Origin of the sequence: Anthropogastromicrobium sp. (assembly GCF_037349415.1) — a bacterium.
Lineage (GTDB): Bacteria > Bacillota > Clostridia > Lachnospirales > Lachnospiraceae > Anthropogastromicrobium > Anthropogastromicrobium aceti.
Genome location: NZ_JAXWCK010000045.1, coordinates 1 through 26,163, shown reverse-complemented (window position 1 = coordinate 26,163; position 26,163 = coordinate 1). Strand labels below are relative to the sequence as shown.

At 42.1% G+C, this 26,163-nt stretch carries 23 protein-coding genes; 22 read left to right on the top strand and 1 reads right to left on the bottom strand.

Annotated elements, in window-relative coordinates; all coding sequences use genetic code 11:
- The first annotated feature begins 144 nt into the window (after positions 1–144).
- From WJP93_RS10590 to WJP93_RS10520, 15 genes are all read left to right on the top strand, one after another.
- Complete coding sequence (locus tag WJP93_RS10590) at positions 145–1,497, top strand: DUF512 domain-containing protein (protein WP_337548237.1); 1,353 nt, start codon at positions 145–147, stop codon at positions 1,495–1,497.
- Between the two features lie 49 nt (positions 1,498–1,546).
- Positions 1,547–2,872, top strand: a complete 1,326-nt coding sequence (der, locus tag WJP93_RS10585) for a ribosome biogenesis GTPase Der (protein WP_066564057.1) — start codon at positions 1,547–1,549, stop codon at positions 2,870–2,872.
- Entirely contained in the window at positions 2,872–3,510 is a 639-nt protein-coding gene (gene plsY, locus WJP93_RS10580; RefSeq protein ID WP_066564059.1) for a glycerol-3-phosphate 1-O-acyltransferase PlsY, read from the top strand. Before der ends, plsY begins: the two co-directional genes overlap by 1 nt.
- A gap of 20 nt (positions 3,511–3,530) precedes the next feature.
- Positions 3,531–4,544 (top strand): NAD(P)H-dependent glycerol-3-phosphate dehydrogenase, encoded by a 1,014-nt coding sequence (locus tag WJP93_RS10575; protein WP_337548235.1) that lies wholly within the window; start codon positions 3,531–3,533, stop codon positions 4,542–4,544.
- A 106-nt stretch (positions 4,545–4,650) separates the two neighbouring features.
- Complete coding sequence (gene spoIVA, locus WJP93_RS10570) at positions 4,651–6,126, top strand: stage IV sporulation protein A (RefSeq protein WP_337548233.1); 1,476 nt, start codon at positions 4,651–4,653, stop codon at positions 6,124–6,126.
- 86 nt (positions 6,127–6,212) lie between these two features.
- Complete coding sequence (locus WJP93_RS10565) at positions 6,213–7,904, top strand: hypothetical protein (RefSeq protein WP_227101952.1); 1,692 nt, start codon at positions 6,213–6,215, stop codon at positions 7,902–7,904.
- A 138-nt stretch (positions 7,905–8,042) separates the two neighbouring features.
- Positions 8,043–10,652 (top strand): alanine--tRNA ligase, encoded by a 2,610-nt coding sequence (alaS, locus tag WJP93_RS10560; protein ID WP_337548289.1) that lies wholly within the window; start codon positions 8,043–8,045, stop codon positions 10,650–10,652.
- A 58-nt stretch (positions 10,653–10,710) separates the two neighbouring features.
- Positions 10,711–11,235: a transcription repressor NadR gene (locus tag WJP93_RS10555; protein ID WP_262536204.1), complete on the top strand. Its 525-nt coding sequence runs from the start codon at positions 10,711–10,713 to the stop codon at positions 11,233–11,235.
- Positions 11,236–11,396: 161 nt separating this feature from the next.
- Positions 11,397–12,440 carry a PTS sugar transporter subunit IIC gene (locus WJP93_RS10550; protein WP_066564075.1) on the top strand — a complete coding sequence of 348 codons (1,044 nt, stop codon included), beginning with the start codon at positions 11,397–11,399 and terminating at the stop codon, positions 12,438–12,440.
- A 122-nt stretch (positions 12,441–12,562) separates the two neighbouring features.
- Positions 12,563–12,739, top strand: coding sequence for a 30S ribosomal protein S21 (rpsU, locus tag WJP93_RS10545; RefSeq protein WP_005603101.1), 177 nt, complete (start codon positions 12,563–12,565; stop codon positions 12,737–12,739).
- A gap of 142 nt (positions 12,740–12,881) precedes the next feature.
- Positions 12,882–13,196: a hypothetical protein gene (locus tag WJP93_RS10540; protein ID WP_308731090.1), complete on the top strand. Its 315-nt coding sequence runs from the start codon at positions 12,882–12,884 to the stop codon at positions 13,194–13,196.
- A gap of 1 nt (position 13,197) precedes the next feature.
- Positions 13,198–14,034, top strand: coding sequence for an alpha/beta hydrolase (locus tag WJP93_RS10535; RefSeq protein ID WP_308731091.1), 837 nt, complete (start codon positions 13,198–13,200; stop codon positions 14,032–14,034).
- Between the two features lie 115 nt (positions 14,035–14,149).
- Positions 14,150–15,028 (top strand): sulfide/dihydroorotate dehydrogenase-like FAD/NAD-binding protein, encoded by an 879-nt coding sequence (locus WJP93_RS10530; protein ID WP_308731092.1) that lies wholly within the window; start codon positions 14,150–14,152, stop codon positions 15,026–15,028.
- Positions 15,029–15,084: 56 nt separating this feature from the next.
- Positions 15,085–16,470, top strand: a complete 1,386-nt coding sequence (gltA, locus tag WJP93_RS10525; RefSeq protein WP_082868731.1) for an NADPH-dependent glutamate synthase — start codon at positions 15,085–15,087, stop codon at positions 16,468–16,470.
- Positions 16,471–16,779: 309 nt separating this feature from the next.
- On the top strand, positions 16,780–17,685 hold the full coding sequence (locus WJP93_RS10520) for a sortase (protein WP_337548215.1): 906 nt from the start codon (positions 16,780–16,782) through the stop codon (positions 17,683–17,685).
- Positions 17,686–17,723: 38 nt separating this feature from the next.
- Here WJP93_RS10520 and WJP93_RS10515 read toward each other — a convergent pair whose 3' ends face one another.
- Positions 17,724–18,788 carry a restriction endonuclease gene (locus tag WJP93_RS10515; protein ID WP_337548213.1) on the bottom strand — a complete coding sequence of 355 codons (1,065 nt, stop codon included), beginning with the start codon at positions 18,786–18,788 and terminating at the stop codon, positions 17,724–17,726.
- A 153-nt stretch (positions 18,789–18,941) separates the two neighbouring features.
- Between WJP93_RS10515 and WJP93_RS10510 the strand changes: the two genes are divergently transcribed.
- From WJP93_RS10510 to WJP93_RS10480, 7 genes are all read left to right on the top strand, one after another.
- On the top strand, positions 18,942–21,461 hold the full coding sequence (locus WJP93_RS10510; RefSeq protein ID WP_337548211.1) for a DEAD/DEAH box helicase family protein: 2,520 nt from the start codon (positions 18,942–18,944) through the stop codon (positions 21,459–21,461).
- Positions 21,462–21,473: 12 nt separating this feature from the next.
- Complete coding sequence (locus tag WJP93_RS10505; protein WP_337548209.1) at positions 21,474–22,109, top strand: class I SAM-dependent methyltransferase; 636 nt, start codon at positions 21,474–21,476, stop codon at positions 22,107–22,109.
- Between the two features lie 110 nt (positions 22,110–22,219).
- On the top strand, positions 22,220–23,557 hold the full coding sequence (locus WJP93_RS10500) for a hypothetical protein (protein WP_337548207.1): 1,338 nt from the start codon (positions 22,220–22,222) through the stop codon (positions 23,555–23,557).
- A gap of 6 nt (positions 23,558–23,563) precedes the next feature.
- Entirely contained in the window at positions 23,564–24,016 is a 453-nt protein-coding gene (locus tag WJP93_RS10495; RefSeq protein ID WP_337548206.1) for a hypothetical protein, read from the top strand.
- Positions 24,017–24,054: 38 nt separating this feature from the next.
- Complete coding sequence (locus tag WJP93_RS10490; RefSeq protein WP_337548204.1) at positions 24,055–24,390, top strand: hypothetical protein; 336 nt, start codon at positions 24,055–24,057, stop codon at positions 24,388–24,390.
- On the top strand, positions 24,383–25,987 hold the full coding sequence (locus tag WJP93_RS10485; protein WP_337548202.1) for a hypothetical protein: 1,605 nt from the start codon (positions 24,383–24,385) through the stop codon (positions 25,985–25,987). The genes WJP93_RS10490 and WJP93_RS10485 overlap by 8 nt, the downstream gene beginning before the upstream one ends.
- Positions 25,974–26,114 carry a hypothetical protein gene (locus WJP93_RS10480; protein WP_337548201.1) on the top strand — a complete coding sequence of 47 codons (141 nt, stop codon included), beginning with the start codon at positions 25,974–25,976 and terminating at the stop codon, positions 26,112–26,114. Before WJP93_RS10485 ends, WJP93_RS10480 begins: the two co-directional genes overlap by 14 nt.
- The last annotated feature ends 49 nt before the right edge of the window (positions 26,115–26,163 follow it).

The window sequence follows — 26,163 nt, the reverse complement described above, 5'->3', positions numbered from 1 at the left end:
GTGGTCATTTTGACGCTCCTCTTTTTTTTCAAAAACTCTTGTAGGATCTTTTGAATTTTGGTATGATAGTAAAATATGGAGAAATCTGCTGTTTTTTACTTGACAGCTTATAGATACAGGCCTGCGGGCCGGGAGGTTAATTTTATGAAACATGCCCATCAGATCAAATCGGTGGCGCCGGGCTCAATTGCAGAGGAGCTAGAGCTAGAGCCAGGTGATAAGATCCTGCAGATTAATGGTCAGGATATCGAGGATGTCCTTGATTATCGTTTTTATATTCAAAATGAAGAAATAGATATGGTTGTCCAGAAAAAGGATGGCTCAGAGGTGGAGTGGGAGTTCGATAAGGACTTTTACGAAGACCTTGGCATTGAGTTTGAGAGCGGTCTTATGTCAGATTATCGTTCCTGTACAAATAAGTGCATCTTCTGCTTTATTGACCAGATGCCGCCGGGAATGCGCGATACGCTTTATTTTAAAGATGATGATGCAAGACTTTCATTTCTTCAGGGAAATTATATTACATTGACAAACATGAAAGAGCATGATCTTTCACGTATTATAAAATATCATCTGTCACCTATCAATATTTCAGTTCAGACGACAAATCCGGAGCTTCGCGTAAAGATGCTTCACAATCGTTTTGCAGGAAAGATCATGGAAACGCTGAATCGTCTTCGTGATGCAGATATTGAGATGAACGGTCAGATCGTTTTGTGCAAGGGAGTAAATGACGGTGCCGAGCTAGAGCGTTCAATTCGCGATCTTGCAGGATTATATCCGCAGATGCAGAGTATGTCAGTAGTTCCAGTTGGTTTAAGTAAATATCGTGAAGGCTTGTATCCGTTAGAGCCGCTTACAAAAGAGGATGCAGAAAATGCCCTTGATATTATTGGCCGTTTTCAAAATGAAATGTATGAACGTTTTGGCACACATTTTGTTCATGCAAGTGATGAGTTTTATCTGCTTGCAAATCGTCCTCTGCCGCCGGAAGAAGTTTATGACGGCTACGTGCAGCTTGAAAATGGTGTTGGTATGCTGCGTCTTTTAATAGAAGAAACAGATTATGCATTGGAAGCGTTAAGCGGTGATGAGCGTGCCCATACACTGTCTCTTGCGACAGGAAAGCTGGCATACCCATTTTTAAAGGATATTGCGGCAAAGGTTCATGAGAAGTTCCCAAATGTGAACATTACAGTCTATGAGATTTTGAATGATTTCTTCGGACATGGTGTTACTGTGTCTGGTTTGATCACTGGACAGGATTTAATTAAGCAGCTTACAGGCAAGCCATTAGGAGAGGCTCTTCTTCTTCCAGCGAATATGTTTAGAAGTAATGAAGAAGTATTTTTGGACGATCTAACAAAGCAGGATGTTGAAAAAGCTTTACAAGTTCCGATAAATATTGTAAAATCAGACGGGCAGGAACTGATTCGTGCAATGCTGATGGAAGAAAGTGAAGAAACAGGGCAGCTTCATTCTCCATATGAGCTGTAATTACGAATGTTTTTGAAGATTTATATTTATGTAAGAAAGCGAGAAGAATATGAGTAAACCGATAGTTGCTATCGTAGGCCGCCCGAATGTCGGAAAGTCTACGTTGTTTAATGTAATTGCAGGCGATTCCATCGCCATCGTAAAAGATACGCCAGGTGTAACAAGAGACCGTATTTATGCGGACTGCAGTTGGCTGAATTATAATTTTACCCTGATTGATACAGGTGGTATTGAGCCGGATTCAAGTGATGTAATTTTGTCACAGATGAGAGATCAGGCACAGATCGCAATTGATACTGCAGATGTAATTATTTTCCTTGTTGATGTAAGACAGGGACTTACCGATGCAGACGGCAAGGTAGCAGATATGCTTCGCCGCAGCCAAAAGCCAGTTGTTCTTTGTGTTAATAAGGTGGATTCCTTTAAGAAGATGGAAGCAGATGTATATGAGTTTTATAACCTTGGAATCGGTGATCCGATCCCTGTATCTGCATCAAACCATCAAGGTGTCGGTGATCTTCTTGAGGCTGTCAGTGATCATTTTAAGAAGGACGGCAGTGAGTCAGATGATGATGATCGTCCGCGCATCGCTATCGTAGGCCGCCCGAATGTTGGAAAATCATCTATCGTAAACCGTCTTGTAGGCGAGAAGCGTGTGATTGTATCTGACATTGCAGGAACAACACGTGATGCCATTGATACGCCTCTTAAGAGAAATGGCCGCGAGTATATCCTTATTGATACAGCAGGTCTTCGCCGCAAGAGCAAGATTCACGAGGATCTTGAGCGCTATAGTATCATTCGCACTGTTACAGCAGTAGAGCGTGCCGATGTCGTCGTTATGGTAATTGATGCGGCAGAGGGCGTTGCAGAGCAGGATGCAAAGATTGCAGGTATCGCACACGAGCGCGGTAAGGGTGTAATCATTGCAGTAAACAAGTGGGATGCTGTTGAAAAGGATGATAAGACAATCTACAAGATGACAGAAAAGATCAAGCAGACACTTGCATATATGCCATATGCAGAATTTGTCTTCATCTCTGCAAAGACAGGACAGAGATTAGATAAGCTCTTTGAGCTGATTGATATGATCATCGAAAATCAGTCTATGCGTATTGCAACTGGTGTGTTAAATGAAATCTTAGCAGAGGCTGTAGCTATGCAGCAGCCGCCGTCAGATAAAGGACGCCGCTTAAAGATCTTCTACATGACTCAGATTTCAGTAAAGCCGCCGACATTTGTTGTCTTTGTAAATGATAAGAAACTGATGCATTATTCTTACACACGATATATCGAGAACCAGATCCGCAATGCATTTGGCTTTAGAGGAACACCGCTTCGCTTTATTATCCGCGAGAGAAAGGAAGATAAGTAATGATACGCGTATTATTGCTGGTGATCGGATATTGTCTGGGAATGATCCAGACAGGTTATCTTTATGGAAGAATGAAGGGAATTGATATCCGCAAGGCGGGAAGTGGAAACTCCGGTGCGACAAATTCACTTCGAGTACTTGGCAAAAAGGCTGGTCTTATCGTCTTTGCTGTCGACTTGTGCAAATGTTTTATTCCATGTTTGATCGTAAAGGCATGGGCTGTTTCAAGCGGACAGCAGCATATGGAAGATATCTATATGCTGTATCTGGCGTTTGGTGTTATTTTGGGACACAATTATCCATGCTATTTAAATTTTAAGGGCGGAAAAGGAATCTCCAGTACATCAGGCTTTATTTTAGCATTTGATCTTCGTATCGCCGCTGTGTGTCTGGCAGCATTCAGTGTAATTGTTGGAACGACACGCTACGTATCATTAGGCTCACTGACAGTTGTTTCAATCTGCTTCGTGATGGGTGTGATTTTCGGCGTAAACGGTATGCTTAGTGTAGAGCCGGCAAATATGGCAGAGTTTATTATATTGCTTGCTCTAATTACAATTCAGGCATATATTCGCCACAGAGCAAATATCAAGCGTCTGTTAAGCGGCACTGAAAATAAAATAGGTGCTAAGAAATAAATATAAGGAAGGTTTGTGTTATGGCAAAAGTCAGCATTATAGGAACGGGAACATGGGGCATTGCCCTTGGCATGGTGCTGGCGCAGAATGGCCATGAAGTAACGGCGTGGTCTGCGCTGCCGAAGGAAATTGAGGCACTAAGGGAAAGCTATACATGCAAAAATCTTCCGGGAGTTGAGATCCCGAGAAGCATTGTATTTACAGCAGACTTACAGGAGGCATGTACTGATAAGGAGATGCTTGTTTTGTCAGTTCCTTCGGTATTTACCAGAGGAGTAGCAAAACAGATGAATCCTTTCGTAAAGGAGGGACAGCTGATTGTAAGCGTAGCAAAGGGCATTGAGGAAAAAACATTAATGACAATGTCCCAGCAGATTGAAGAAGAACTTCCGATGGCAAATGTTGCAGTTCTTTCTGGCCCAAGCCATGCAGAGGAAGTAAGTCGCGGCATTCCGACAACTGTTGTTGCTGGAGCAAAGGACAGACAGACAGCTGAGCACATCCAAAACTTGTTTATGTCATCTGTCTTTCGTGTATATACAAGCCCTGATATCTTAGGTATTGAGCTTGGCGGTGCACTTAAAAATGTCATTGCCCTTGCAGCAGGTGTCAGCGATGGTCTTGGCTGCGGTGATAACACAAAGGCAGCTCTTATGACAAGAGGAATCGCAGAGATCACAAGACTTGGTGTAGCAATGGGCGGAAAGCCGGAGACATTTTCCGGACTTTCAGGAATCGGAGATCTGATTGTCACATGCACAAGCATGCATAGCAGAAACAGAAGAGCCGGCATCCTGATCGGACAGGGAAAGACAATGCAGGAAGCCATGGACGAAGTTCAGATGGTGGTAGAAGGTGTGTACTCTGCGAAGGCAGCCCTTGCACTCAGCAAAAAATATAATGTTTCCATGCCACTCGTGCAGGAAACTAATCAGGTTTTGTTCGATGGAAAAACAGCAGCAGAAGCATTAAAGGATCTGATGCTTAGAGACAGAACAATTGAGAGTGAAAATTTGCTGTGGGAAAATAAGTAACAATAATATCCTAACGAATAAATTCCTAACGAATAAATTCCTTCATATGCGCATAGACTGACAGTAACAGCCCGGACTGTCCGGGGATGATTGTCAGGAGGCGTGTATGAAGGAATTTCACATTTATAAGGATATCAGACAGCGAACAAACGGAGAGATCTACTTAGGGGTTGTAGGCCCGGTGCGTACCGGCAAGTCCACCTTTATCCGCCGTTTTATGGATGAGATGGTCATCCCACATATGGAGGATGGTCCGGCGAAAACGCGCTCTAAAGATGAGCTTCCGCAGGCAGCATCAGGCAAGAACATTATGACAACAGAGCCTAAATTTATTCCGACAGAGGCGGCAAAAATCTTCTTAGAGGATAAGACAGAGATGAAAATTCGTCTCATTGACTGTGTTGGCTTTCTGATTCCTGGCGCGTTTGGTGCCACAGAAGAAGAAAAAGAGCGTCTTGTACATACACCATGGTTTGATTATGATATTCCATTTTCACAGGCGGCAGAGCTTGGCACGCGAAAGGTAATTGAAGAACACAGCACAGTAGGTATTGTTGTGACGACAGATGGCAGTGTGACGGGAATCGAGAGAGCAGCCTATGAGGAAGCGGAGAAGAAAACAATAGAAGAGCTTAAAAAGCATCAAAAACCATTTGTAGTTGTCTTAAACACAAAGACACCTTATACACTGGCTGTAAAGCAGCTTACAAAAAAGTTGCAGGAAATGTATAAGGTTACAGTAGTGCCAATGGACTGCGCATCGATGGATCTTGAGGATATAAGTCAGCTGATGAAAAAAATCTTGTTTGAATTTCCAGTGTGTCAGGTCGATTTTGAAACGCCGGGTTGGTTTGATGTGCTTGAGCTTTCTAGTCCTGTCAAAAAAGCAGTCATCGAATTTGCGCAGAAAGTCATGAATCAGATCAGCTGTATGCGCGATGCAAAGGTACCAGAAAAAGAAAACCTTCCGCAGCAGATTAGCCGCTTTGTGTTAGAAGAGACAAATCTTGCACAGGGAAAGATCGTCTATGAGATAAGCTTAAAGGAAGAACTTTATTTTTCACTGGCCAGTGAATGTGCAGGCTTTTTGCTTACATCACAAAAGCAGCTTTTTGATGCTCTTGCCGAATATGCCAGACTTCGCTCTCAGTATCAGAAGGTACAGTCAGCAATGGAATCAGTTGCCCAAAAGGGATACGGTGTTGTCACGCCAGAGAGAAAACAGATAAATATCTCAGAGCCAATAGTCGTGCGTCACGGAAGCAGATATGGCGTCAGAATGAAGGCAACGGCTCCGTCAATTCATATGATACAAAGCATGGTAGAGACAGAGATTGCACCTATAGTCGGAAGTGAACAGCAGGCAAAAGATCTAGTCGATTACATAGAATCTGCGGCACAGAAAGAGCAGGATGGAATCTGGAACACAAACATCTTCGGAAAATCAATTGAGCAGATCGTCGAAGACGGCATGAACGCTAAAATAAACCAAATGACAGACAGCTGCCAGCAAAAGCTTCAGGATGCGCTTAAAAAGATTATAAACGACAGCAATGGCGGTATTGTGTGCATAATTATCTAACGATACCTTGACGATACGCGCAAAAAAAGGTATATTACTAAAGATAAGGCTCCTTATAATGAGCCGACAGAAAGGTAAGGAATTTTATGGACACAACGACACTATTGTATATCGGGCTTGCCGTTATTGTTGTCGGTGTGCTGGTCTATCAGGTTGTCACCAGCAACAGCCGCCGCAACAAGCGTTTTTTAAGCTCGATCATCAACTCATGGGGAAATCTGCCAAAGAGAGAGTATGATTACGGTGAGCTTGAGCACATTGCCAAATATTTTCAGGCAACAAAAAAGGAAGAGTTTACGATTGATGATATCACATGGAACGACTTAGATATGGACTCTGTGTTCTGTATGATGAATCAGTGCCGCAGCAGCAGCGGAGACGACTATCTTTACAAGCTGCTGCGTACACCGCTGACAAGCAAGAAGGAGCTTGAGGAGAGAAACCGCATCATAAGCTTCTTTCAGCGAAACGAAAAGACAAGAATAGCTTACCAGATGGAGCTTTCCAAGGTAGGTCATTCAAAGAAGTTTGCATTGATTGATTATGTCAACAACATCACAAAGCTTCTTCCTGACAGCAACCTTGACAACTACATGCATCTGTTTTTGTATGTTGTAGTAATATTTGCGATTATCGCACAGCCAGCAAGCGGTATTCTTGTTGCAATAGGTGTGCTGATCTACAATATCTACACCTACTACAAAAAGAAAACAGAGATTGAACCATATTATGTGTCTGTTGGTGCCATTGTACATTTAGTGTCCTGTGCACAGGGACTGTTAAAGCTGAATGTGCCAGAGCTTAAAGATTACACAGAGAACTTAAAGCAGGCTGTAAATGCTCTTTCATCTGTAAAGGGAAATGCAAAGTTTCTTGGTTCCACTGACAAGTTCAGCGGAAATATGGGCTCTATGATGATGGACTATTTAAACATGTTCTTTAGAATTGACTTGATCATGTTTAATCGTCTGTTGGCAAAGGTTCAGAAGCACAAAAAAGAGATGCTTATTTTAATGGACGAGATTGGCCGTCTCGATGCCTATATCTCCATTGCCTCATTCCGCGAGCTTATGCCATTTTACTGCGAGAGTGAATTAGAGGAGTCAAAAGAGGGCTTTGTTGAGGCAAAGGATATGTATCACCCTCTGCTTTCAGAGCCAGTTGCAAATAGTATTTACGAGCATCATCCAGTGCTTCTTACAGGTTCAAATGCATCTGGTAAGTCAACCTTCTTAAAGACTGTTGCAATCAACGCACTTTTATCACAGACATGTGGTATGGCTCTTGCAAAGGAGTATCGTTCATGCTTCTTTAGAATTTACTCATCAATGGCATTAAAGGACAATATTCAGGGCAGTGAGAGCTACTTCATTGTTGAGATCAAGTCCTTAAAGCGTATTCTTGATGCTGTAAATCAGGACAAGACACCAGTTCTTTGCTTTGTAGATGAGGTTCTTCGAGGAACTAATACAGTAGAGCGTATCGCGGCATCAAGCCGTATCTTACAGAGCTTTGCCGACAGCGGTGTTATGTGCTTTGCAGCAACACATGATATTGAGCTTACTCATATGTTAGAGCATTTGTACAGCAATTATCATTTCAAAGAAGATGTCAAGGATAACGATGTCATCTTCAATTACCGTCTGTACGAGGGACGTGCCGTATCAAGAAACGCAATCAAGCTTTTAGGTGTTCTTGGCTACGACGAGAATGTCATCACAAAGGCAGACGAAACAGCAAAGCGCTTCTTAGATACAGGAGTGTGGAGCTTAGAATAAAAACACCTTGCAGTATTTTTCTATTTATACTATAATAAATGCGATAAAATTGCCTGTGGTCTGCAAAAACGGCCGCAGGTGCAGATTAGTTTGGAGGAAACGATTGTGGAAAAGTATGGAGTAAATGAATTACGCCGGATGTTCCTTGATTTTATGGAGAGCAAAGGACATCTGAAGATGAAGAGTTTTTCACTGGTGCCGCACAACGACAACAGCCTTTTAATTATTAACTCCGGTATGGCACCGTTAAAGCCATATTTTACCGGACAGGAAATCCCGCCGAGACGCAGAGTGACCACCTGTCAGAAGTGTATCAGAACAGGTGATATCGAAAACATTGGAAAGACTGCACGTCACGGTACTTTCTTTGAGATGCTTGGAAACTTCTCATTTGGCGATTACTTCAAGAAGGAAGCTATTGCATGGAGCTGGGAGTTTTTAACTCAGGTTGTTGGTCTTGATCCAGACCGTCTGTATCCGTCCGTATATGAGGATGATGATGAGGCATTTGAGCTCTGGAATAAGCAGCAGGGCATTCCGGCTGAGAGAATCTTCCGTTTTGGAAAGGAAGACAACTTCTGGGAGCACGGTTCAGGTCCTTGCGGTCCATGTTCTGAGATCTACTACGACAGAGGCGAGAAGTATGGCTGCGGTAAGCCGGGCTGTACTGTAGGCTGTGACTGTGACCGTTACATGGAAGTATGGAACAACGTATTCTCACAGTTTAATAACGATGGACATGGTCATTACACAGATCTGATTCAGAAAAACATTGATACAGGTATGGGTCTTGAGAGACTGGCAGTTGCTGTTCAGGACGTAGATTCTATTTTTGATGTAGATACACTTCGCGCACTGACCGACCATGTTGGTGAGGTTGCACATGCTGTTTATCATGAGGATGAAAAGAAGGATGTTTCCATTCGTATCATCACCGATCACATCCGTTCCGTAACATTTATGATCTCCGATGGTATCATGCCGTCTAACGAGGGCAGAGGCTACGTTCTTCGCCGTCTGCTTCGCCGTGCTGCACGTCATGGAAGAATCCTTGGAATTGATGGCCTGTTCTTAAGCGAGTTAGCTAAGGTCGTAATCGCAACATCTAAAGATGGTTATCCGGAGTTAGAAGAAAAGAAAGAGATGATCTTAAAGGTAATCTCTGAGGAAGAAAATAAATTCAACAGGACAATTGATCAGGGTCTGACAATCTTAGAGGATCTTGAGGCAGCAATGAAGGAAGAAGGAAAGACTACACTTGATGGTGCTGATGCATTCAAGCTGTATGATACCTACGGCTTCCCGCTTGATCTTACAAAGGAGATCCTTGAGGAGAAGGGCTTTGATGTAGATGAAGAAGGCTTCAAGGAGAACATGGAAGCACAGAGACAGGCTGCAAGAAAGGCTCGTAAGACAACAAACTACATGGGAGCAGATGTAACTGTATACCAGTCCATCGATCCGTCTGTTACAAGTAAGTTCGTTGGATATGACAAGCTTGTAAGCGATTCAAAGATCCTTGTTTTAACAACAGAGGATGAGATCGTAGAGGCACTTACAGATGGTCAGAACGGAACAATCATTACCGAGGAGACACCATTCTATGGCACCATGGGTGGTCAGCAGGGTGATATCGGTGTTATCGAGACAGAGAGTGGAAGCTTCACTGTAAAGGATACAATTCATCTTCAGGGCGGCAAGATCGGCCATGTAGGAACCATGACAAAGGGTATGCTTACACAGGGCGAGACTGTTACATTAAAGGTAGATGAGAAGAACCGTCAGCTGACAAGCAAGAACCACAGCGCAACACATGTTCTTCAGAAGGCACTGCGTATGGTACTTGGAAGCCATGTTGAGCAGGCAGGTTCCTATGTATCAAAGGATCGTCTGCGTTTTGACTTCACTCATTTCCAGGCAATGACAAAGGAAGAGCTTGCAAAGGTAGAGGAGATCGTAAATGATCAGATCGCAGCAGCACTTCCAGTTGTTACAAAGGAAACAACAATCGATGAGGCAAAGAAGATGGGTGCAATGGCACTGTTTGGTGAGAAGTATGGTTCTACAGTACGTGTCGTTTGCATGGGAGACTTCTCATTAGAGCTTTGCGGTGGTACACATGTATCAAATACCGCAGCAATAAATTGCTTCAAGATCATTTCTGAGTCTGGTATTGCAGCAGGTGTTCGCCGTATCGAGGCACTTACATCTGAGGGTCTTATTCACTACTACGAGAAGCTTTCAGCTGATCTTGCAGAGGCAAGCGCAGCAGCAAAGACTACTCCGGACAAGCTGACAGAGCGTATCGAGACTATGCAGGGCGAGATCAAGGCACTTCAGTCTGAGAATGAGAAGTTAAAGAACCAGATGGCAAAGGATGCTGTCGGCAACGTAATGGATCAGGTAGTAGAGATTAATGGTGTTAAGCTTCTGGCTGTAGCACTTAAGGATACTGGAATGAATGAGCTTCGCAACTTAGGCGATCAGTTCAAGGAGAAGCTTGGAAACGGTGTCGTAGTAATCGCATCTGCAGCAGACGGCAAGGTAAACCTTATGGCAACTGCAACAGACGAGGCTATAAAGGCCGGCGCACATGCAGGAAATCTTATCAAGGGAATTGCTGCACTTGTAGGCGGTGGCGGCGGCGGCCGTCCAAATATGGCTCAGGCCGGCGGAAAGAATCCAGACGGAATCCAGGCTGCACTTAAAAAAGCAGCAGAGGTTCTTAAGGATCAGTTAAACAAATAATGCTGTAAAAAAATAAGGGGGCTGCTATTTGGCAGTCCCCTTTTATAAAGGAGAGATTATGACAGAAGGAGAAGAGAGAAGAGAATATATTATTCAGCTTTTGACGCAGACAAAAAAGCCGATTTCAGGAACAGAGCTTGCCAAACAGATGAAGGTAAGCCGTCAGGTGATCGTGCAGGACATTGCACTGCTTCGAGCATCAAACCGAAATATTCTCTCGACGAATAAGGGATATCTATACGACAGGGCAGACGAGAAAAAAGTAGTTCGCCGTACCTTTTTTGTATGCCATACGGATGAGCAGATGGCAGAAGAACTATTTGCCATTGTAGACAATGGCGGCCGCTTAAGGGACGTTGTAGTCGAGCATGAGATCTACGGACAGATAACAGTAGATTTGATTCTTGAAAACAGATGTGACGTTCAGGATTTTCTTGACAAAATCTCAAAAAGCACGGCACGCCCGTTAAGCATCCTCACAAACGGAAAGCATTATCATACTGTAGAAGCAGACCGTGAGGAAATTATTGACCGTATCGAGCAAAAACTGCGGCTTCTAGGCTATTTACAGGAAACAATTTAAAAAAGACACTTGATTTCTTTGTCAGAATGTGATACACTTGCACCTGTTTGACAAGTCAACTGACAAGACAGTGGACAAGACATGTCTTTACACTTCACTGTTTCGTCAGTCAGATAAAATACACCCGTGGAAAACGGGAGGGGAAAGGCAAGGTTGTTTGCATGGAAAAAACAAAGAAAATATTAAACCGCATTTTTATTGACGGACTGAGCGGAATGGCACTGGGCTTATTTTCCACTCTGATTATCGGAACTATCATTGCACAGATCGGAACACTGATTGGCGGACCGGTTGGCAGCTATTTAAAGGCTATCAGCAATGTGGCAAAGACACTTACAGGTGCCGGCATCGGTGTTGGCGTAGCCTGTAAATTCAAAGAGGGACCGCTTGTAACTGTATCAGCTGCTGTTGCTGGTATGATCGGCGCATTCCCGGCTGCACCAGAGGCAATCACACTTGGCGCACCTGGCGAGCCGCTTGGCGCATTCGTAGCTGCTTACGTAGCAATTGAGGTTGGTCATCTTGTTGCAGGAAAGACAAAGGTTGATATTCTTGTAACACCGCTTATTTCTATCTGCGCAGGTGCTGCGATTGGTTTATTTGTAGGACCGTACATCACTGACTTTATGAAGTGGCTTGGCGGACTTGTTAATGTAAACGTAGAGCAGTCTCCAATATTTGGTGGAATCATCGTTTCTGTCTTAATGGGTATGATTTTAACACTTCCGATTAGCTCCGCTGCAATTGGAATTTCCATGGGTCTTACCGGACTTGCAGCAGGTGCCGCAACTATCGGATGCTGCTGTCAGATGGTTGGATTTGCAGTTGCCAGCTACCGCGAGAACAAGGTAGGAGGTCTGATTGCACAGGGCGTTGGAACTTCTATGCTTCAGATTCCAAATATCGTGCGCCGTCCAATCATATGGATTCCGGCTATTGTATCAAGTGCCATTTTAGGACCAGTTGCATCTGCTGTACTTCATATGGTAAGTACACCAGTTGGTTCAGGCATGGGATCAGCCGGTTTTGTCGGACAGATTGCAGCATTCGGTGCAATGACCGAGGCAGGCATGTCAACATGGATGGCACTTCTTCAGATTGCCATTATGCACTTCATCCTTCCGGCGCTTCTGACACTTGGCGTATCCGAGTTCATGCGCAAAAAAGGCTGGATCAGAGAAGGCGATATGGCATTAAAAGTTTGATAAAAAAAGAAAAAATCTGATTGACAAAAGAAAAAAATCTGTTATAATAAAACATGTGCTAAAAATACCCAAACAGTTGTATTTGCACAATACACAACTGGAGGGAGGTTGAGTGAGAGTCTATGTCTAATGTAATCGTTAAAGAGAACGAGAGCCTGGACAGTGCATTACGCAGATTCAAGAGAAACTGCGCTAAGGCAGGTATCCAGCAGGAAATCCGTAAGAGAGAGCATTATGAGAAGCCAAGCGTAAGACGTAAGAAGAAGTCTGAAGCGGCTAGAAAGCGTAAGTACAACTAATTGTCACTGATAGTTGTCGATGACAATGATGTTTACGTGTATGGTAAGTAAGAGGGGTTGCCGTCAGGTGATCCCTCTTTTGCATTACCAAAATTTCCAGGGGTTAATAGTTAAATATAGTGGAAAGAGATGGAATCGATTTATGAAGGAAAAATCAATTGTCCTGAATATGATGCAGGGCGAACCGGGAGATATCCTTGAAAAAGGACGTTACTACGCGGTAAAAAAGCAGTCAGATGGACTAATTCACGCTGATTACTGCAATTCCTCACAGGAGGATGCAGCATTAAAGCTGACATTGACAGCATTAGATCCACATGCAGAGTTTATAATTCATGTGCAAAGACAAGAGCCATATAAGCTGCGCGCAAATGCAGCAGGTATTTTTGAGAGTCGTTTTCTAGTTCCGGCAGGACGACGCATTGATATTGACGAAGAGAATAAGGAGACAAAATAAGATGGAACTGATAAAGCTGAATTTAGAGATCCCATATGAAAAGGCAGGCGCAGAAAAGCCAGAATCAGCAGCACAGCTTGTATGTTATTTGCAGCAGCCTCAGAACATGCCAGTACCGCGTCCGGCAGTTGTTATCTGTCCAGGCGGCGGTTATCGTTATACCTCATCAAGAGAGTCAGAGTCCATAGCAATGCAGTACTTAGCAGCCGGAATGCAGGCATTTGTTTTATATTATAATTGTGCACCGGCAGTATTCCCATGTGCACTGTTAGAGTTAGCAAAATCAGTAAGCATAGTAAGAAGTCATGCCACAGAGTGGAATATAGATCCAGAAAAGATTTTAGTCGCAGGCTTCTCAGCAGGAGGCCACCTGGCAGCCAGCTTAGGATGCTTCTGGAATCAAAGCTTTGTCTACGAACCACTAGGTCTTTTGGCAGAAGACATTCGCCCAAATGGAAATATCCTTTGCTATCCAGTCATCACATCAGGCGAGTTCGCCCACAGAGGCTCCTTCAACGAGCTGTGCAGAGGACTTGATCAGGAAAAATATCTTAAGCTCACCTCACTGGAAAAACAGGCAGGCACACAAAATCCGCCAACCTTCATCTGGCACACAAACGAAGACCAGGCAGTACCAGTAGAAAACTCCTTCCTCTACACAGCAGCCCTTAGAAAAGCAAAAGTACCAGTAGAATTTCATATGTATGCGCACGGCTGGCATGGCCTCTCCCTCGCAAACGAAGAAACAAAATGTGACAAAGACGGCGAGCTTCCAAAAGTACAGTCCTGGATGGGTCTGTCAATCACGTGGATAAAAGATCTGGGAAGAGAGTATTGATGCATCCCTCTTTGTGATTTTTTTGACGATTTCCAAGTAATGGTATTGAAGTTTTGCTCTGATTATAGTAGAATACACTTTAGTGCAGTGAATATATCAACAAATGGAGGTTATTATGTATCAGATCACAAAGGCAAAAAAGCTGGCAGATAAGATCTATCTGATGGATGTTGTGGCACCGAGAGTGGCAGCAAACTGCCTTCCGGGACAGTTCATTATTGCAAAGGTAGACAAGGAAGGTGAGCGTATTCCGCTTACAATCTGCGATTATGACAGAGAAAATGGAACTATCACCATCGTGTTCCAGATCGTAGGTGCATCAACCGAGAAAATGTCAAAGCTTGTCGCAGGAGACAGCTTTACAGATTTTGTAGGACCGCTTGGTGTGGCATCTGAGTTCACAAAGGAAGATCCAGAAGCTTTAAAGAACAAGAAGTTCTTATTCGTTGCCGGTGGTGTTGGTGCAGCACCTGTTTACCCACAGGTAAAGTGGCTGCATGAGCATGGCATTCAGGCAGATGTAATTGTCGGTGCAAAGACACAGTCCTTAATCCTTCTTGAAGAAGAGATGAAAGCTGTTGGAAACGTTTATATCACAACAGATGACGGCAGCTATGAGCGTAAGGGAATGGTTACTCAGGTAATCCAGGAACTGCACGATCAGGGTAAGCAGTATGATGTATGTGTTGCAATCGGACCGATGATCATGATGAAATTCGTATGCAAGCTGACAAAGGAGCTTGGTATTCCAACAATCGTCAGCTTAAACCCGATCATGGTAGACGGAACAGGTATGTGCGGCGGATGTCGTGTATCTGTAGGCGGAGAAATCAAGTTTGCCTGCGTAGATGGACCAGAGTTTGATGGTCATCTGGTAAACTGGGACGAGGCAATGATGCGTCAGCAGACCTATAAGACAGCAGAAGGCAGAGCAATGTTAAAGGAGCTTGAGGGCGAGACCCATCACGGCGGCTGCGGACACTGCGAAGGCTGATAAAACAAGATATAGAAAAGTAAAAATACGCAAAATACGCAGAAATGAGGTTGAATATGAGCGTTTTAAACAGAGTTCCAGTCAGAGAGCAGGATCCAAAGGTAAGAGCTACTAATTTTGACGAAGTCTGTCTTGGATATAACATGGAAGAGGCAATGGAAGAGGCATCACGCTGCATTAATTGTAAGAATGCAAAGTGTATTCAGGGATGTCCAGTATCTATCAATATTCCGGCATTTGTAAAAGCGGTAAAGGAAGGAAAGATCACAGAAGCTGCTGATATCATTGCAGAATCATCTGCACTTCCGGCAATCTGTGGACGTGTATGTCCGCAGGAGACACAGTGCGAAGGCAAGTGTATTCGTGGTATCAAGGGTGATCCTATTTCCATCGGAAAGCTGGAGCGTTTCGTTGCTGATTACTCCAGAGAGCATGGCTATGTTCCGAAGAAGCCAGAGACCACAAACGGCAAGAAGGTTGCCATCATCGGTTCCGGCCCGGCAGGTCTTACATGCGCAGGTGATTTAGCAAAGCTTGGCTACGAAGTTACTATCTTCGAGGCACTTCACGAGCCAGGCGGTGTATTAACATATGGTATTCCGGAGTTTCGTCTTCCGAAGGATGAGGTTGTACAGAAAGAGATCGATAATGTCCGCAAGCTTGGCGTTAAGATCGAGTGTAATGTTGTTATCGGAAAGTCTGTTACCATTGACCAGCTGATGGAAGAGGAAGGCTTTGAGGCTGTATTTATCGGTTCTGGAGCAGGTCTTCCAAAGTTTATGGGTATTCCAGGTGAGAACGCAGTTGGTGTATTCTCTGCAAATGAGTTCTTAACAAGAAACAACTTAATGAAGGCATTCCGTGATGACTATGATACCCCGATCTTTAGAGGAACAAAGGTAGCAGTTGTCGGCGGTGGAAACGTTGCAATGGACGCAGCAAGAACAGCACTTCGTCTTGGTGCAACCACATATATCGTATATCGCCGTAGTGAGGCAGAGCTTCCTGCAAGAGTAGAGGAAGTACATCATGCAAAAGAAGAGGGAATCATTTTCCATCTTCTGACAAACCCGACTGAGATCCTTGAGGACGAGAAGGGTTGGGTAAAGGGCATGAAGTGTGTTCGTATGGAATTAGGTGAGCCAGATGCATCTGGAAGACGCCGCCCTGTTGTAATACCGGATTCAGAGTTCACACTTGACGTAGATACCGTTATCATGGCACTTGGTACTTCACCGAACCCACTGATCTCCTCTACAACTGAGGGACTTGAGATAAATAAGTGGAAGTGTATCGTAGCAGAAGAAACAAACGGCCAGACTTCCAAGAATGGTGTATTCGCAGGTGGAGATGCCGTAACAGGTGCAGCTACCGTAATCCTTGCAATGGAAGCTGGAAAAGCTGGTGCAAAGGGTATTCACGAGTATCTTTCTAATAAGTAACAACTATTTGTAACTATTCAGAGCCATGCAAAATTGCTTTCTGTGAATGCTTGCATTCAGACAGAATAGCAATTTTATATGGCGAGGTAACCACATGAGCAAAATAGAAGCATCGAAGATGCGATTTTGCGAATGGGGTTCTGAATAGTAATATAAAAGAGGCAGGCATGAAATATGTCTGTCTCTTTTTTAATCTGACGAATTTCTTACGATTTTTGACGGCAGCATAAGAATCAGGAAAAAGGGTTGTGTAGAACAAAAAAAGATGATAAGCTGAAAAAAAGAAAATCAGGGAAAGGAGCAGTCTTTGTGAAGAAAAAAAGAAAGAAAACAATGACGGCAGGCATGAAATTTCTGTTTGCACTTTTATTTACAGCATCAATTGGTTTGATTGCATCAGGTGTGTATCTGATGTTCTTTAAAAATCGTGATGCCTACGAGCGCCAGGCAGAGGAACGCGATCTTGCCGATACGTATATAGATGATCTGATTTTAAAGCTTACAGATCCAGAAGCATACGAAAAAAAGGTTCAGGAAGAAGCAAAGGAAAAGGCAGAACGCATGGCAAGACGTAAGCAGCAGGAAAATGCAAAAGGCTGGGATGATATAGAAGAGAGCAATGAAAGTGCCGGAGAGGATGAATCAGCACCAACATACGATTTTTCAGACCTTGACTATGAGGATGCCAATTATTATATGAGAGACGGCATTGTCTATACGCCAGACTACGCAAAAGGCACGATCCAGTGTGTGCTTGAGGTTCCGACGGCAGGCATAAGAAGAGGTGTCTACACAGGAACATGGGAAGAGATAAACTACGACCTGGATATCTGGATGGTAACAGCAGCACGACCAGATTATACACTAGGCGAGACTCATATGTGCATCTATGGTCATAACCATACGGCACAAGATCTGTCATTTAACCGCCTAAAGGATGTAGAAGTTGGCGATGCCTTTTATCTAACGGCAGAATCAGGACGCTATACATACCGTGTAACAAACGTATTTGCCGTATCAAGAGACGAAGCAACAAGAAACTACGTAGACAACTTTAGTATAGGAAGCGATAAATGCTATATCATTACATGCGGCCGAGACGACGGCGTAAAAAATTATCGTTACCTTGATCTTATCGTAGAAGGTACACTAGAAGAACAGATGCCGCTGCTAGAATATGCAAAAATAAGACAGCAATCAGGAGCAAACAAATAAAAAACAGTCCGGCTAAATCAAAAAGCCGGGCTGTTTCTTTACAAGCGATCATAAAGATCAGGCGGAACATATTCTTTTAGGTCAGCCGTAGTCAATTGCCACTGCTTCCAGTCATCAATAGGGCGCTTCATCTTTTTCCTAGAAGAAGACTCAGATAAATATTTCTCAGAAAGATCAGATAAGGTCTGACCATTGATAAGTGAAAAGCTTATCTTTTCACGCTTTTGAAAATCCTGAGCAAATGTCCGTGCCTCCTCAGAAAAATCACTAGTCGTTACAAAAATAAGATAGTCAAGGCGAATCGGATAAGCCATGCAGGCACCGACAAGCTTTTGAAGAAGCGGACGTCCAACCTTAGAGTCAGGCGCATAGCACTTGCATTCAACAATGCCGTTTAGACCATTATCATCGCTTACGATAACATCATAGCCGCCGTCATTAGTGCGAGGCGTTGTATGCGCTCGTTTGCCCATTGCGCGAAAAAGAGCGGCACAATATTCTTCAAACGCAAACGGATCCTCCTGAAAGCGTTTGTGAAGCTCGTGGGAAGAGCCGCTTCTGTAAGTGTCATCACTCTTACGCAGCAGCCTTTTCTTTTCAATCTCAATAGCACAAGGCAAAATCTCATAGCCCTCCTCACGCAAATGACGCACAAGACGAACCATCTGCATAGGGTTTTTCATGAAAATCTTATAAGAGTCAATCATAAGACAGCTGTTTTTCCAATTGATTTTATTGCCCTTACGCCTCTGATCACGTGTCTTATCTTGATTGGCATAGCGCCAGGACGGAAAGCGAAGAACATAAGAATTTCGCGTAAGCGGCAGACGAAAACGACGCTTAATAATAGTATGCTTCGGCAGACGGCTAATACCATAACGGCGGGCAAAATGACCAGGAAGCCATAGATGATAAAGACGCTTTAAAATCAAAAAAAGAAAAAACGCAAGCAGGAATATACCAGTCCAGCGTAAGATATGGTGCAGATCGGCCGGCGAGATACCAGTCGTTTTTTGTATAAAAGTAGTAAAAGCTTGAAGGGCATTTGAGAAAAAAGCAGGAATGCTTAGTACAAAGCCCTCAAGGGTGGTAATAAGGGTCATAGGAGAATCCTTTCTCATTAGTTTGGGGTAGTAATGAATAGTGTAGCATTTGGGGGAGAAAAAAGCAAGGCGGAAAAACTTGAAGATCCACTATAAACATGATAAAATTGTTGGTAAAAAAAGACGAAAATTCGGGGAAAGGCAGATAAAAAGATGAATACAGATGTGAAAGAGTTAGAAGTAATGGAAGATATCGCTTCGCTTGCCGCAGTCACAGGCGAGAAAAAAGAAAAATATTTGTTCTGGCAGCTGGAAATTAGCATGGCACATGCAAAACGAATAGACTTGATAGTATCTTTTTTGATGGAATCAGGTGTAAAAATGCTTCTTCCCCAATTAAAGCAGGCACAAAAAAGAGGCGTTCCAATCCGCATTCTGACAGGAAATTATCTTGGAATCACGCAGCCCTCAGCCTTATATTTGCTAAGAAGCGAGCTTGGTGATCAGATAGATCTTCGCTTTTATGCAGACAGCCATCGTTCTTTTCACCCAAAGGCATATTTCTTCCACGCAGATAAAGAAAGCCGCGTGTTTATTGGTTCATCAAATATTTCAAGAAGTGCGTTAACAAGCGGCATAGAGTGGAACTATTGTCTGAGCAGCGTAGTTGATAAACAGGCATTTGATCAGTTTTATGCAAGCTTCGAGGATCTGTTTTATAATAAATCTGTTGAGATTACGGACACTGTGCTAAAAAAATATGCAAAAAGCTGGGTGCGTCCTGCTGTGGCTAAAGATCTTGCCAGATATGAAAAGCAGAGTGAAGAAGAAAAACAGAGTGGATTAAAACAGGAGTATCAGCCTAGAGGTGTGCAGATAGAAGCACTGTACGAATTGGAGAAAAGCAGAAAGGAAGGCGCTGAAAAAGGAATTGTTCATGCAGCGACAGGTATTGGAAAAACATACCTTGCTGCTTTTGATTCACTGCCATATAAGCGTGTTTTATTTGTTGCGCATCGAGAGGAAATTTTACGACAGGCAGCAGAGGCATTTCATAATGTAAGGCCAGATGATTCATATGGCTTTTTTACAGGAGATAAAAAGAATGCGGATGCTGATTTATTGTTTGCATCAGTTGCTTCACTTGGAAAAGAAGAAGTATTAAAGAGAAAATTTTCATCGGATTCATTTGAATATATCGTAATGGATGAATGTCACCACAGCACGGCAGATCAGTATCAAAAGATTTTAGATTTCTTTCACCCAGCATATTTGCTTGGATTGACAGCAACACCAGAGCGGATGGACGGCAGAAGCGTGTATGAGCTGTATGATTTTGAAGTACCTTATGAAATAACGCTTAAAGAAGCAGTGAACAGAGGTGTGCTAGTTCCATTTCATTATTATGGAATCATGGATGACACAGTTGATTATAGTACATTACATTTTGTAAGAGGCCATTATGAAGAAAGTGAGTTAACAGCCGCTTATCTGGAAAATACGAAAAGAGATCAGCTGATTTTGGGGTACTTTCGTAAATATCATCCCAAACATGCATTAGGTTTTTGCTGTTCAAGACAGCATGCATCGCATATGGCAAGATTTTTCTCAGAAAGCGGTGTTGCTGCGGGGGCAGTGTATAGCCGGGAAGATAATACAGAAAATGAGGGTGATGAAAAAGCATATTGGCTTGACAGAATAGAAGCTGTCAAGAAGCTGGAAAGCGGAGAGATTCAAGCTCTGTTTTGTGTAGACATGTTTAACGAAGGTGTTGATATTCCGGTAGTCGATCTTGTAATGTTTTTGCGTCCTACAGAGTCACCAATCATCTTTTTACAACAATTAGGGCGTGGCTTAAGAAAAGCGCCGGGAAAAGAGTATCTGACTGTACTTGATTTTGCAGGAAATTATAGACAGGCAAATCTGGCGCCATATTTATTAAGTGGAGAAACAGCTAATTTTTATGCGTCAACAGCTGATGTGGCATTGACACTTCCATATCCTCAGGATTGCATTGTGGATTTTGATCTGAAGCTGATTGATTTGTTTAGAAAGATGGAGGAAGGAAAGCAAAAAGGTCATGATGCAGTTGTTCACGAATATCATCGTGTGAAGGAGCTGCTGCAGCATGTGCCAACGAGAGTAGAATTATTTACACATATGGATGAAGCTGTCTATCAGTATTGTCTGAAAGAGGCAAAGGAAAATCCATTTCGCCATTATGTTATGTTTAGAAGTGCGCTAGGTGATTTAGAGAAAGAAAAGTGTGCATGGATTGGAACAGACGCTGGAGATTTTCTGGAGTTAATAGAGCAGACAAATATGCAGAAGTCCTACAAGATGCCAGTGCTGAGTGCTTTTTGCGAAGCAGATGGTGGTAGTGTGAATGGTTTGAAAATGGCTGTGACGGAAAGTGACGTGTTGCGGTCATGGAAGAAGTTTTATCAGACAGGCACAAACTGGAAGGATGTAAATAAGTGTAAAACTAAGGCTGATTTTGAAAATATGACAGATAAGGATCATTTACAGAATATCACAAAAAATCCGGTCAATTTCCTAAAGCAATCAGGAAAAGGCTTCTTTGTAGATAAGGAAGGTTATCTAATTGCGCTAAAGGACGAGATGCAGGCTGTGCTGCAGGAAGGCGGCACAAGATTTGCAGATGAAATAAGAGATATTGTGCAGTACCGCGTGTTAGAGTACTACTGGAAGCGATATCGCGACAAGGCATGAGAAGGGAGAAAGTTGAAATTGGAAATAGAAAGCAGAGAGAAAGAGAAAAGGACACTTTCTTATTACGATGAGAATGCCTCTGCATTTTGTGAAGGAACACGAAATGCAGATATGAGTGAAATGAGAGGACGTTTCCTGCGGTATTTGAAGCCAGGAGCTCTGATTTTAGATGCAGGCTGCGGTAGCGGACGCGACAGCAAGGCTTTTATGGAAAGTGGTTATCGAGTTGTCGCAATAGATGGATCTGAAAAGATATGCAGACTGGCAAGTAAGTATTTGGGGCAGGAAGTACAGTGCAGACGGTTTGAGAAGATAGAAGAAAAAGAAGTGTATGATGGGATTTGGGCATGTGCATCGCTTTTACATGTGCCGCATGAACTATTGCCGAAAGTAATTGCGAGATTGATAACTGCGCTAGTAGATGGTGGTGTGCTGTATGCTTCTTTTAAGTATGGAGAAGAAGAAAGAGAGGCAGGAGGCCGGTATTTTACAGATCTGAGGGAAGATGGATGGAAGAAGGTACTGGAAGAGGCAGAGGAAGAGATGAAGGGAAGTAGGTTAGAGACGGTAGAGTGCTTTGTGACAGGAGATGTCAGAGAAGGAAGAGGAGGAGAGAAATGGTTAAATGTGGTGGGGAGGAAGAAATAAGGGGCCGAGGTCGTAAAATGATTTGACTTTGTTTGTAGTTATGATATACTGATATTAGAAGTAGGGAGTTGTTTTTTAGTGCGTAGAGCGGTGAAAGGGAAGGTGTTCCTATGAAAAGAATATGGGTTATGGCAGTAGGACTTTTACTGGGAAGTAGTTCTTCGGTATGGGCAGAGCAAACGAGCAGTACATCTGACTATTTAAAAAATATGAATCAATTGTATGAGTTTGCTTGGAGTTTACAATATCCACAGGAAGGCCCATATGATATATGGCTTGTCCATGATGAACAAGGAATAACAAAGTCGCAATCCAATTTTCCACAGTCTGTTTTGGGCTATCAGATAGAGGATTTTGATCAAGATAATCAAATGGAACTTTTGATTGCCAGTCAGGAAGGCGAAGAAAGTGGCCTTAAACTGCAAATGTATGAAGCTGAGAATGGAATTGTTTCATTGCAGTCAGAGATTGTTGTAGATGGATCTGCAGTTTTACCTGAAGAGGGAATCGTGCGATGCTATTCATTTTTAAATGATCAGAATCAGAGAACGATTGGATTTGATATATGGAGTTATGTTGGGTATGTCGCAGATGGAACTACAATTTTAACAGAGCTTTTTCAATATGATGGGATGTCATTGGCGAAACAGGATGGATATAGTGTGAGTGGCTCTTCAATTGGAGATGATGTGGACATTAAGGGAAACTATGAACGTCTTGGTATTCATAATGTCAATGAGGTTGATCTATTGAATGGTGAGACAACTGGGTGTCAATATCTTTCTAGCAGTAACTTATTTGTAGAGATCACAAATAAGTTGTTGGAGTATGATGCAGATTCTTACATGCAGTGGTGGAATGCAGAAAGTACAGAAGCGTATGTAATCGGTGGTGCATATATTAAAAGCTATTGTTGGCTGCCGTCTGATATAGTTAATCGAACATGGGGACAGCAGCAGATACCTCAGCTGATTGTACAGAAGCAGCAACAGCAAGAAGTGGAACAAGATCAGAAAAACGCAATTGTTAGCAGATCTGATTATTTGTATGTGTCATATGATTATGGACAGGGAATAAAAGAAATGTATTATCTCGTGCCAGATGAAGGGAAAACGATTTATCAATGCTATGATGCAGATGGCAATCTCTATTGCAATATAGCATATAGCAATGCAAAGGATATCGTGGATCAAGCATTGGGAGATGCAGTAGGTCTTCCGTGTAGTGGGGCATGGTGTGCGATTGTTTGGAATTCGCCATATGGTTTGTGCTCATATGATCGCTATTACCGAGATTATTATCCAATCTATACAGAAAATGAAAATGGGGAGATGGTAGAGTCCCCGAGAGATTGGAGTGGATTGGGATATACATTTGATGAGGCAGAGGTTAACAATTTGGTAGAGAACTTCAATTTGGTGGTGCCAAGTTCAGAGAGGGAGCAGTGAGGGAATATGAATACGACAATAATCGTTGCACTTATAGCGACATTTACTGCGATTATCACGGCTATCATTACTGATTTCTTAAATAAGCGCAGTAAGTTGAAATTTGAAGAAAGAAAATTAAAAGAGCAATATTATTTGGAATTTGTTCATGCGCTGAGCGAGAACATGAATAATTCGGATTCTGATGAGGCAGTTATAAGATATAACCATGCTTTTAATAATTTGACGATTATTGCAAGTCCTGAAGTGCTATTATCTCTCTATGAATTTTTAGACTTAATGGTCAAATATTTAAAGGGGAATAGTATTGTTGATTATGAAACTCAATATACAAAAGCGTTTACAAAGCTGATAAAATCAATGAGATCAGATCTGTATGGTAGCAAGTCAAAAAGGGTTAATAGAGGATTGACTGAAATACATTTGATCAGTGGGATCTTAAAGGCTGAGAAGAAATAAAAATCTTTATATGAATTACAAAAGGGGTGAACTCTAATATGGTTAGATGGAAGTTTCCTGGTAATCAGGATGGTCAAATAAAAGGGGTTGCTGATGCGGGGATTGAAAACTTTAATGGAACACAGCTTTCTTCCTTAGCAAGAGAAAATTGCCAAAATTCTTTAGATGCTGCAGTGAATGATAATGATTCCAATGTTATGGTTGAGTTTGAAAGATATTATATACCTACGAGTCAAATTCCGGGGATTGAGGAATATCGAGATGTTTTAAAAAAGTGCGAAGCTTTTTGGAAAAAATCTAATAGTGAAAAAGCAAAAGAATTTTTGAAAGCTGCAGTTAGTGAAATAACAAAAGAAAAAAAATTATGTGCTTAGAATTAGTGATTATAATACAACAGGTCTCGCAGATCCTTATCCGCAGCCAACAGATCCTTTTAAATTCAGCTTTGAAGGATGGAATGCATTGATAAAAATTGATGGTGGTGCTAATAAAGGTGATGATAAAGCTGGTGCATTTGGCATTGGAAAAAGTGCACCATTTAGTAATTCGCACTATAGATTGGTATTTTATAGAACATATAATCAAAAACATGAGCGTGCGGCACAGGGTATTTCAAGATTAGTATCATATCGAGATGAAATATTGACAACTAGCGGTATTGGCTATTATGGAGAAGCAGAAGGCAATAATCCAGTAGAGGTAATACCCGAACTTGATGAGATACATAGAAGGACTGAAATAGGAACGGATGTTTTTATTTATGGGTTTAAGTCAATAAAGGAATGGGAAAAAGAAATTATTGTAGCTTTATTGGAAAATTTTCTTATGTCATTTTATAATGGACAGCTTCGAGTGAGGGTGCAAGAAAATGAAATTAATAAAAAAACATTACCAAGTTTTATGGAACGTGTTCATAAAGAATGTTTAGGTGCGACAAAAGGAACCTATGGTAATTATCTGGCATTGACACGAACAGAGGGAGTTCATACCTATTCGAAAGAGTTTCATGGCATGGGAACATTGGAATTAAGATTGCTAGTTGATCCAAATGAAAAATTGGACAGGAAGATCTTGATTGTTAGAAAAGCTGGAATGAAATTATTTCGGCTTGGAAATATATCTAGATTAATTCCTTTTACAGGAATTCTTGAGTTAAAAGGAAAGAATTTGAATAGCTATTTTCGTGCTATGGAAACGGTTGCTCATGATAATTGGGAACCGGGAAGACATTCTAATCCAAAACAGGCAAAAGAATACTATGAGGAAATTAAAGAATGGATTAGAGATATCGTGGCAAAGCTTGCTGAACATGCCAGTACTGATGAAATGGATGTAAAAGGGTTAAGTGGTGTTCTTCAGAGAGAGCAAGAAGTAGTCGAAATAGGAGACCCAGATAATAAACGTGAAAATCTTAATGATCATCTAGGAAATATTGATATATTGGAACGTCCAGTTAAAACACCGTCAAAAGGATTTTTTTATGGAAAGGAAGGAAATGAAGGTAGCAGTCAAGCCTCAGATACAAATGGAACACTGGGCAAAACTGGTGAATTGGGACTGCGTATTTTAAAAGGAAAAAGGAGACGAAAAAAGCTAGATACACATAGAGGAATTCCAAATCCAGACGGAAAAGATATAGTTGCGCAAAGAAAATTAGGTGGAGAGAGTAGTTGTCCACTAAAAAATGTGAGGATTATAAAAAAGAATATAGGAATGTATTTGCTCAGTTTTGAAATACCACATAATGTAAAAAGCGGAAGAATTGAACTAGTTACTGTAGGAGAAAATGGAAAGTCAAATAGACTCCGTATCGTAGCGGTTAAGCCTACGCTAGGATGTGAAACTGCAAAATTAAATGGAGATTTCATAGAAACTACAAGTATGACATCGTCTGGAAAAGTGAAATTGATGGTAACGCTTGCGGATTTACATGATTATGCGATGGAGGTAAACGTATATGAACATAACTAATAGACTGTTTACTTATCCAATATTAAGTGATGAAAAGGATGATTATAAAAATTCTTCTTTTTCAGTTAACTATGAGCATATAATGCAGGGTGTTAATAGTCTTAAGCTTAGCTTTGATATTACGTAAACGCTCAATAGTGGATGCGTAGACAGAGGTCTCATTTTTTTAGATAATA

Coding starts and splice junctions, on each gene's coding strand:
- WJP93_RS10590 (WP_337548237.1), top strand. CDS start 145: ATGAAACATGCCCATCAGATCAAATCGGTGGCGCCGGGCTCAATTGCA.
- der (WP_066564057.1), top strand. CDS start 1,547: ATGAGTAAACCGATAGTTGCTATCGTAGGCCGCCCGAATGTCGGAAAG.
- plsY (WP_066564059.1), top strand. CDS start 2,872: ATGATACGCGTATTATTGCTGGTGATCGGATATTGTCTGGGAATGATC.
- WJP93_RS10575 (WP_337548235.1), top strand. CDS start 3,531: ATGGCAAAAGTCAGCATTATAGGAACGGGAACATGGGGCATTGCCCTT.
- spoIVA (WP_337548233.1), top strand. CDS start 4,651: ATGAAGGAATTTCACATTTATAAGGATATCAGACAGCGAACAAACGGA.
- WJP93_RS10565 (WP_227101952.1), top strand. CDS start 6,213: ATGGACACAACGACACTATTGTATATCGGGCTTGCCGTTATTGTTGTC.
- alaS (WP_337548289.1), top strand. CDS start 8,043: ATGTTCCTTGATTTTATGGAGAGCAAAGGACATCTGAAGATGAAGAGT.
- WJP93_RS10555 (WP_262536204.1), top strand. CDS start 10,711: ATGACAGAAGGAGAAGAGAGAAGAGAATATATTATTCAGCTTTTGACG.
- WJP93_RS10550 (WP_066564075.1), top strand. CDS start 11,397: ATGGAAAAAACAAAGAAAATATTAAACCGCATTTTTATTGACGGACTG.
- rpsU (WP_005603101.1), top strand. CDS start 12,563: ATGTCTAATGTAATCGTTAAAGAGAACGAGAGCCTGGACAGTGCATTA.
- WJP93_RS10540 (WP_308731090.1), top strand. CDS start 12,882: ATGAAGGAAAAATCAATTGTCCTGAATATGATGCAGGGCGAACCGGGA.
- WJP93_RS10535 (WP_308731091.1), top strand. CDS start 13,198: ATGGAACTGATAAAGCTGAATTTAGAGATCCCATATGAAAAGGCAGGC.
- WJP93_RS10530 (WP_308731092.1), top strand. CDS start 14,150: ATGTATCAGATCACAAAGGCAAAAAAGCTGGCAGATAAGATCTATCTG.
- gltA (WP_082868731.1), top strand. CDS start 15,085: ATGAGCGTTTTAAACAGAGTTCCAGTCAGAGAGCAGGATCCAAAGGTA.
- WJP93_RS10515 (WP_337548213.1), bottom strand. CDS start 18,788: ATGACCCTTATTACCACCCTTGAGGGCTTTGTACTAAGCATTCCTGCT.
- WJP93_RS10510 (WP_337548211.1), top strand. CDS start 18,942: ATGAATACAGATGTGAAAGAGTTAGAAGTAATGGAAGATATCGCTTCG.
- WJP93_RS10500 (WP_337548207.1), top strand. CDS start 22,220: ATGAAAAGAATATGGGTTATGGCAGTAGGACTTTTACTGGGAAGTAGT.
- WJP93_RS10495 (WP_337548206.1), top strand. CDS start 23,564: ATGAATACGACAATAATCGTTGCACTTATAGCGACATTTACTGCGATT.
- WJP93_RS10490 (WP_337548204.1), top strand. CDS start 24,055: ATGGTTAGATGGAAGTTTCCTGGTAATCAGGATGGTCAAATAAAAGGG.
- WJP93_RS10480 (WP_337548201.1), top strand. CDS start 25,974: ATGAACATAACTAATAGACTGTTTACTTATCCAATATTAAGTGATGAA.